General features: G+C 64.2%; 7 protein-coding genes. 4 read left to right on the top strand and 3 right to left on the bottom strand.

The window, feature by feature from the left end; all coding sequences use genetic code 11:
- Positions 1-282 precede the first annotated feature (282 nt).
- The 4 genes from PNO31109_RS21170 to PNO31109_RS21155 all read left to right on the top strand — a co-directional run bounded on the left by PNO31109_RS21170 (position 283) and on the right by PNO31109_RS21155 (position 4,564).
- Positions 283-1,707 carry a circularly permuted type 2 ATP-grasp protein gene (locus tag PNO31109_RS21170; RefSeq protein WP_174966492.1) on the top strand — a complete coding sequence of 475 codons (1,425 nt, stop codon included), beginning with the start codon at positions 283-285 and terminating at the stop codon, positions 1,705-1,707.
- 152 nt (positions 1,708-1,859) lie between these two features.
- On the top strand, positions 1,860-2,855 hold the full coding sequence (locus PNO31109_RS21165; protein ID WP_150557417.1) for an alpha-E domain-containing protein: 996 nt from the start codon (positions 1,860-1,862) through the stop codon (positions 2,853-2,855).
- A 4-nt stretch (positions 2,856-2,859) separates the two neighbouring features.
- The gene (locus PNO31109_RS21160; protein ID WP_150557416.1) at positions 2,860-3,666 is read left to right on the top strand and encodes a transglutaminase family protein; all 807 of its coding nucleotides are present in this window, start codon (positions 2,860-2,862) and stop codon (positions 3,664-3,666) included.
- A 52-nt stretch (positions 3,667-3,718) separates the two neighbouring features.
- The gene (locus PNO31109_RS21155; RefSeq protein ID WP_150557415.1) at positions 3,719-4,564 is read left to right on the top strand and encodes a proteasome-type protease; all 846 of its coding nucleotides are present in this window, start codon (positions 3,719-3,721) and stop codon (positions 4,562-4,564) included.
- A gap of 101 nt (positions 4,565-4,665) precedes the next feature.
- On the opposite strand, the gene PNO31109_RS21150 is transcribed toward PNO31109_RS21155, so the two are convergent.
- The 3 genes from PNO31109_RS21150 to uraH all read right to left on the bottom strand — a co-directional run bounded on the left by PNO31109_RS21150 (position 4,666) and on the right by uraH (position 8,222).
- Positions 4,666-6,054: an MATE family efflux transporter gene (locus tag PNO31109_RS21150; protein WP_150557414.1), complete on the bottom strand. Its 1,389-nt coding sequence runs from the start codon at positions 6,052-6,054 to the stop codon at positions 4,666-4,668.
- Positions 6,055-6,621: 567 nt separating this feature from the next.
- Positions 6,622-7,827: a urate hydroxylase PuuD gene (locus tag PNO31109_RS21145; protein ID WP_150557413.1), complete on the bottom strand. Its 1,206-nt coding sequence runs from the start codon at positions 7,825-7,827 to the stop codon at positions 6,622-6,624.
- A gap of 44 nt (positions 7,828-7,871) precedes the next feature.
- Positions 7,872-8,222 (bottom strand): hydroxyisourate hydrolase, encoded by a 351-nt coding sequence (gene uraH, locus PNO31109_RS21140; protein ID WP_150557412.1) that lies wholly within the window; start codon positions 8,220-8,222, stop codon positions 7,872-7,874.
- Positions 8,223-8,518: the final 296 nt, after the last annotated feature.

Genomic DNA, 8,518 nt, shown 5'->3' with positions numbered 1-8,518 from the left:
TGCCGGGCGTCTATCTGTTGACGCAGGCCGCGTTGGACGCGGCCCGAACCACAAAGAAGGTTGCATAGGGCGAGCCATAACAGCACCAGACAAACGCCGGGGCCCCCCGGCGTTTTTTATGGCCGCGGAAAAAGCCGGAACGCCGACAGCGCCGAATCCTATACTCCAGATCACCGGCGTGGTGCGCGAAAGCGAATTGCGCACCGAAACCGTGCCGGAAGGGGGGCATAGCTCGGGCATATTTATTGCTCGATCTCGACACAGCAATCTGCGGAGAAGCATATGGTCGAGAGCTATAACGAGATGGCGAGCGTCACGGGCGCGACGCGTTCGCACTACCGGCGATTTGACGACTGGCTGAAGTGCCAGTCCGACGATGTCTTGCACCATAAGCGCGCCGAAGCCGATCTGGCGTTTCGCCGGGTGGGGATCACCTTTGCCGTGTATGGGAATGATGCGGGGACCGAGCGACTGATTCCCTTCGACCTGATCCCGAGAATCATTCCCGCACATGAGTGGCAGACCCTGCAGACCGGCTTGCGCCAGCGAGTCGAGGCATTGAATCGGTTCGTCCACGACGTCTACCACGAACAGGAGATATTGCGAGCCGGCGTGATTCCGCCCGAGCAGGTGCTCATGAACGCGCAGTATCGCCCCGAGATGCAGGGCGTGGACGTGCCCGGCGGCATATACGCGCACATCGCCGGCGTGGATGTCGTCAGAGCGGGAACCGGCGACGACGGTGCCTTCTACGTGCTGGAGGACAACCTGCGTGTTCCGTCCGGCGTCTCGTACATGCTCGAGAACCGAAAGATGATGATGCGCCTGTTCCCCGAGCTGTTCGCGAGGAACCGCATTGCGCCGGTCGAGCATTACCCCGATCTACTGCTCGACAGCTTGCGCGCGGTCGCCCCGACGGGCGTTGACGACCCCACCGTCGTCGTCATGACGCCGGGCATCTACAACTCCGCGTACTTCGAGCACGCCTTCCTCGCCCAGCAAATGGGGATCGAACTGGTCGAGGGGCAGGACCTGTTCGTCGAGGATAACCTCGTCTACATGCGAACCACCAACGGCCCCAAACGCGTCGACGTCATCTACCGGCGCATCGACGACGACTTCCTCGATCCGCTCGCATTCCGCGCCGACTCCACGCTGGGCGTGCCCGGCCTGCTGAGCGTGTACCGGGCCGGACGCGTCACGCTGGCCAACGCCATTGGCACCGGCGTGGCGGACGACAAGTCCATCTACCCGTTCGTGCCCGACATGATCGAGTTCTACCTCGGCGAAAAGCCGATCCTGAACAACGTTCCGACCTACCAATGCCGCCGTGCGGACGACCTCGCATATACGCTCGAGCATCTCGGCGAACTCGTCGTCAAGGAAGTCCACGGCGCGGGCGGATACGGCATGCTTGTCGGCCCGGCGTCCACCCGGGCGGAAATCGAGGCCTTCCGCGAACGGCTCATCGCGAAGCCGGACGGTTACATCGCGCAGCCCACGCTGGCGCTGTCCGCCTGCCCGACTTTCGTCGAAGCCGGGATCGCGCCGCGGCACATCGACCTGAGGCCGTTCGTGCTGTCGTCGGGCAAGAGCGTGACCATGGTGCCCGGCGGCCTCACGCGGGTGGCGTTGACCGAAGGTTCGCTCGTCGTCAACTCGTCGCAGGGCGGGGGCACGAAAGACACCTGGGTGCTCGAAAAGTAATCGCGAGAACACACCGACCAAAGCCGATCGACCAAAGCCGATCGACCAAAGCAACGCTCCGAAAGCAGCCAACGGAAGGCAGCCAGCGGAATGAAGCAGCCATCGGAAGGCAGCCCGTACTGACAAGACCGAATACCCCTCGGAAATCCATCATGCTCAGCCGCACCGCCGATCACCTGTTCTGGATGGCCCGCTACATGGAGCGGGCAGAAAACACGGCACGTCTTCTGGACGTCAATCTACAGAATCTGCTGCTGCCGCAGGATGCCATCGACGACGAAGACGACACCGAGCCGCCCGTGCCCACGAGCGCCTTCGACGACGAAGCCGGCTGGCGCGCCACGCTGCGCATCTCCGAGCTCGAGCCTGCATTCAACCGCAAACACTCGCGCGCCACGCGGGCCAACGTGCTCGACTTTGTCGTGCGTGACCGCGACAATCCCTCGAGTATTGCCTGCTGCCTCGCGGCAGCCCGCGAAAACGCGCGCGCCGTGCGCGGCACCCTGACCACCGAACTGTGGGAAACCGTCAACAGCACCTGGCTCGAGTTTCCCAGAATGCTCGACCTGCTCGAACACGATCCTGCCCACCTGTTCGAATGGGTCAAAGTGCGCTCCCACCTTTCGCGCGGCGTGAGCTTCGGCACCTTGTTCCAGGACGACGCGTTCTACTTCACGCGCCTCGGCCTTTTTCTCGAACGCGCCGACAACACCGCGCGGATTCTCGACGTGCGCTTTCATGAGGCCGTGCGCGCCGACCGGGCCGGTCCCCATGCGTCGCATCCCACCGACTTCTACTACTGGTCTGCCGTGCTGCGCAGCGTGTCCGGGTTCGAGATCTACCGAAAGGTCTATCGCGACGTCATTACCCCCGAGCGTGTCGTGGAACTCCTCATGCTCAATCCCCACATGCCGCGCTCGCTGCTCGCGTCCCTCAACGGCGTGTGCGAGAACCTGGCCACGCTCTCCAACGCCCAGTCTGGCGACGTCGAGCGATATGCCGGCAAACTGCAAGCCGAACTCAAGTACACCGATATCCGGCAAATCCAGCAACAGGGACTGCACGCCGTACTCACCGAGTTTCTCGAACGCGTGTCCGTGCTCGGCAACAAGATCAGCCAGACCTTCCTGATTCCGCTCGCCGCCTGACACCATGCGCCTGACCATCCGTCACGAAACCACCTACCGCTACGACTCGCCGGTGCGCTACACCATCCAGCAGTTGCGGCTCACGCCTGCGGCCTCAGGCGGGCAGCGCATAGTGCAATGGCGGCTGAGCGCGCCTGGCAAACTCACTGCTGCCCGAGACGCCTATGGCAACGACATGCACACCCTCGTGCTGCACCAGCCGCACAGCGAGATCCGCCTGCTTGCCGAGGGAGAGGTGGAAACCACGCCGCTCGTCGACGGCAGGCTCGGCGAGACGACTCATGCCGTTCCAGTGTTATCCTTCGCCAGCCCGACGCCGCTCACCGCGCGCAGCGAAGCCATCGATGCGCTGGCAGGGGCCGCGGGCGTGGCGACCGTTGACGACTTGCTCGCGCTTGCCGCCGCTATTTGTGACGCCGTCGACTACGAGTCCGGCATTACCGCGGTGACCAGTACCGCGGCGCAGGCGCTGGCGCTGGGGCGCGGCGTCTGCCAGGACCACGCGCACCTCATGCTTGCCGTGTGCCGGGCGCGTGGGGTGCCGGCGCGTTACGTCAGCGGATACATCGATCCCGGCGACGTACCGCACGCCGCCAGCCACGCGTGGGTCGACGTCTGGGTCGACGGCGCGGGTTGGGTCAGCATCGACGTGACGCACGCCTGCTTTGCCAGCGGCAACTACTGCCGGCTGGCCGTCGGGCGCGATTACGAATCGGCCGCGCCCGTGCGAGGCATGCGCAGCGGCGGGGCGACGGAGGCGCTGCACGTGAACGTCATCGTCGACGCCGCGCCGATCGATCGACAACAATAGACTTTCGTGCGACGCTGCCGACGCTTCGCAAGATTCGCAAGACAGGAACGACATGACGTACTGCGTGGCCATGAAGCTCGACGCCGGGCTGGTCTTTCTCTCCGATACCCGCACCAATGCGGGCGTCGATCACGTGAGCACCTTCCGCAAGATGCTCGTGTTCGAGCAGGCGGGCGAGCGCGTGCTCGTACTGCTCTCGGCGGGCAACCTTGCGGTGACGCAGGCCGTGCGCCAGCAACTCATCGACGCACGCGACACCGATACGCTGTGGAACGCCAAATCCATGACCGATGTCGCGCGCGTCGTCGGCCAGGCCATCCGCGACGTCTACGCGCGAGACGCCAAGGCGCTCGAGACCTTCGGCGTCGACTTCAACTGCAGCTTCCTGCTCGGCGGACAGATCGCCGGCGCGCCGAGCCGCCTGTTCCAACTGTACTCCGCAGGCAACTTCATCGAAGCATCCTCCGTCAATCCGTACTTCCAGATCGGCGAGTCGAAGTACGGCAAGCCCATCATCGACCGGCTCGTGACGCCGGCCACGTCGCTCGACGACGGAGCGAAATGCGCGTTGATCTCCATGGATTCCACGCTGCGCTCCAATGTCTCGGTAGGCCTGCCGCTCGACCTGCTCGTGTACGAGGAAAATTCGCTGCGGGTGACGCGCTTTGCATCGCTGGACGACGAGAACGTGTACTACCGGATGATTCACGACACGTGGGGGGCGCGTTTGCGCCAGGTGTTCAACGAACTGCCCGAGCCCCAATGGGCTGCGGTGACGCCGGGCGCCCCGACGGCCTTGCCGCCGTTCGCCGCGCCGCCCGAAGGCATTCCGGGCGCCGCGCAGCCGGGCAGCGTGCAGTCGCTCGCGCAGACCTTCTCGCTGAAGATACCGTCCTGAGCGGCCTCGGGAACGGTAGCGGAAACGGAAACGGAAACGAAAATGGCAACGGAAACGGCGTGACCGTCGGGCCGCGCCGTTTCTTCGTTGAACCGCGCCGCTCAGCGCATCGCCGCAGCGGGCAACAACTTCTCGCCGCGTGCATGGCGCCAGTAGAGCCAGACGCTGACGGCGAGCGTCACTGTTTCCGTGATCAGCAGCGTGTACCAGATGGCTTCGCCGCCGAGCCATGCGTCGAGCCACCACAGCATACCGAGCAGCAGCACCCAACTGCGCAGCATTGCAATGACCGCGGACGGGCCCGGTGCTTCCACCGCCGTCAGGAAGCCGGCCACGATCAGGTTGCCGGCCGCCGGCAGGAAGGCGAGGGCGTACCACAGCACCGCGTGTTCGAGAATCGACCACGCCTGTCCGCCCGACGGCAGGAACGCGAACGTCAGCGGACGCGCCAGCGTTGCCATCGCGATGGCCACCGCCAGCGAGAAGCCCAGTACCGCCATCACGCCGAGCCGGAACGACCCGCGCAGCGATCGCGTGTCGCGGGCGCCGCGATAGAAACTGATCATCGGCTGCATGCTCTGCACGAGGGCGACCATCGTGACAGTGGCGCCGAGCGTCATGTATTCCAGGATGGCATACGCCGCGAGACCCGGCTCGCCGAAATTCGCCAGGATCACGCGATTGAAGGCGAATACTGTTACCGCGGGGGCGATCGCGCCGAGAAACTCGGACGCACCGTTGTACATGGCGCGCCAGACGTGGACCGTGCCGCCGCCAAACGCCTGCGCCGCGGGCACGACCTTGCGCGCGAGCCACAGGTGATAGGCGAACATTGCGCTGCTCGAGACCATCATCGAGATACCCGTTGCCAGCGACGCGCCGTACATCCCCATACCGCGCACGACAATCAGCCAGTAGTCCAGCGCCACGTTGGCGAGCGCGCCGAGGAACATCGCGTAGAGGCCGAAGCGCGCGGCGCGCGCGCCCTCCACGCGAAGAAACAGCTCCATGGCGTACAGACCATTGGCGAACAGCACGAACCATCCCCAGCCCGAGAGATAGGCCACCACGTCGTTCGTGATGGCGCCTTGCGCGCCGAGCGCGGCAGCGATCTCGTGCCTGAACGCCAGTAGGCCGGCGCTCATCGCGATGCCGGAGGCGAACATCACCCAGAGCACCTGTGAGAACGCCCGACGCGCATCGGCGTGTCGCTGCTCGCCAAGCAGACGAGCGATCAGTGTGGCGCCGCCCACGCCGACCATCACGCTGATCGCGTAGGGGACGTAGAGCAGCGGTACGACCAGATTCAATGCGGCCAACGCCTGTTGGCCGACGTGACGGCCGATGAAAATGCCGTCGATCAGCGTGTAGACGGTGTAGACCCAGCCCGACAGGATCGTCGGAACCGCGAGCGACGTGAACTGCTTGAGCAGGGACGTCCTCGCGCCCTGTAGCGTGTTGGAAGCGTTGGAATGCGTGGATAGAGACATGGTCCCCCCGATGACAAATCGCCGCGTCGTGTCGGGACGCGGCTCACCGTGGCTTGCACATCGAAAAATGCCGAGAATTCGAAGCGATGGATCGCCACCCACGCGCAAGCGACGGCGTGGGCGCGCTGCCCGTAACGAACGTGCGCACGGACAGGCCGGCGGGCGTGCGCTGGCGAGCCGCGCACAAAGGCCCGCTAGCGTGGCCCGGAGAGGGACGGCGGAAACATCGCCTGGTGCAGATGCAACCAGACAACGCCTTGCCGTGAAGCGGAAAAAAGAAGAAAGCTCATGGAGTCTCGTGACGTGACGTGGACGTGGCCTGCCGGTCATCTGACGTCATGGGAGGGTTGGCCGATGCCGCCGCTGCCCCAAAACACCACGCCCGGACTGCCGGACGCGTGATAGAGACCTCTGTCCCCGAGACGAAGTTCCCGGGGGCTCGTTTCCGTGAGCCCCCCGCCGCACGCGACATCGGCCTCACGCGGGACGAGGGCGCCGCGTAGCGCACATAAAAAAGGGGCGCCGAAGCGCCCCAACATGGGTCCAGCAAGAAGGACGGTCCGGCCGCTATTGTTGCGCGCCGCCGTTGAACCAGGCGGCGATCTTCTGGCGTTCGTCGTCGGTCATCTGGGTCACGTTGCCCAGCGGCATCGACTTGAGCGCCACGGCCTGCTGATAAATGCGCTGCGCGTTCTGAGAGATCTCCGCCGGCGTGTCGAGCATCACGCCTGCCGGTGCGCTGCCCATCATCGTCGGTTTGGCCGAGTGGCAGGTGGCGCACCGTTGCGTGACGATCGGCTGGATCTCCGAGAGCTTCACCGCGGGGGCGGCGGCTTCACCGTGCGCGCCAGCGGCGGGAGCGGGCGCCGGGCGCGGCGCGGCGAACACCGCCACGCCGGCGAGCAGGGCGGCGCCCGCGACCGGCAGCGCATACAGATTCTTGCCTGCGTGACGCAGCACGAAGAACTGACGAATCATCGCGCCCGCAGCCATGATGATCGTGAGGATCACCCAGTTGTACGGATTGCTGTACGTGAACGCGTAGTGGTTGCTGATCATGATGAACACGACCGGCAGCGTGAAATACGTGTTGTGCACCGAGCGTTGCTTGCCGAGCTTGCCCCAGATCGGGTTCGGAACTTCCCCCTTCGAGAGCGCGGCCACACTCTTGCGCTGCCCCGGAATGATCCAGAAGAACACATTGGCCGACATCGAGGTGGCCATCATCGCCCCCACGATCAGGAATGCGGCGCGGCCGGCGAAGATGTGCGTCGTCGCGTATGTTGCGGCGATCACGAACAGCGCCACGGCAACACCGAGCACGCGCTCGTTCTTGCCCAGCATGCGGCACAGGAAGTCATAGACGAACCAGCCGCCGATCAGAAACGCCACCGCGAGGCCCACGGCCTGACCCGGTTGCAGATCCATCACGTTCTTGTCGATGAGATACGTCTGCGGCTGCAGCAGGTACAGCACACAGAACAGGGCGAAGCCCGAGAGCCATGTGGTATACGACTTCCACTTCGACCAGTGCAGGTCTTCCGGCATCTGCGGCGGCGAATTCAGGTATTTCTGCGCGTGATAGAAACCGCCGCCGTGCACCGACCACATCTCGCCGAACACGCCTTTTTGCTTGTCTTCGGCGGCCTTGGGCGGCTTCAGGCCGTTGTCCAGCATCACGAAATAGAACGACTCGCCAATCCATGCGATCGCCGCCACCACATGCAGCCAGCGCAGCAACAGATTGACCCAGTCGGTAATAAACGCTTCCATCTTATGTTCTCCTCAACTGCCTGACGTTCACGCTCGCGCTTGTCTTAGCTGCCGCGATACGTGGAAAAGCTCCACGGCGACACCAGAAGGGGCACGTGGTAATGCTGCGAAGGCTCCGCAATGCCGAAGCGCAACACGACGCGATCGACGAAGCGCGGCGTGGGCACTTCCACGCCCTGGGCGGCGAAGTAGTCGCCCGCGTGAAATACCAGCTCGTATTCGCCGGCGACGAACTCCTCGCCTTCGAGCAGCGGCTTGTCGCAACGGCCGTCGTGATTGGTCTGCACGTCACGCAGCGAACGGCGCTCGCCGTCCACGCGCCAGAGCTCCACACGAATGCCCGCGCCCGGCTTGCCGTGCGATGTATCAAGTACGTGGGTAGTCAGTCGTCCCATGATGTCTCCTGTGATGGATGGCTGCATTGTAGGGAGATGGCAGCCGGACAACGCGCGCAATACCAAAGATAAAAACGCGCACATACCCCGCCAAGTCGGACAGAAAGATGACAGGCCTCAATATGCCGGCAAGCGATCTCGAATGGAGGCCCGATGCACAGAACCGGGGATTTTCGTCACCCTTATTTGATTCTGTTATCCAGCTTATAACGCTTGGCGCATGAGGCGTTTTCACGGTGGGAGACCACCCGCCCGGAAAGCCCAATGCCTGCGTGCATGCTTGGGGAAAACCCGCA

This window comes from Pandoraea nosoerga (assembly GCF_902459585.1).
GTDB lineage: Bacteria > Pseudomonadota > Gammaproteobacteria > Burkholderiales > Burkholderiaceae > Pandoraea > Pandoraea nosoerga.
The sequence above is the reverse complement of the archived record's forward strand: the minus strand, read 5'-3'. Positions and strand labels throughout refer to the sequence as shown.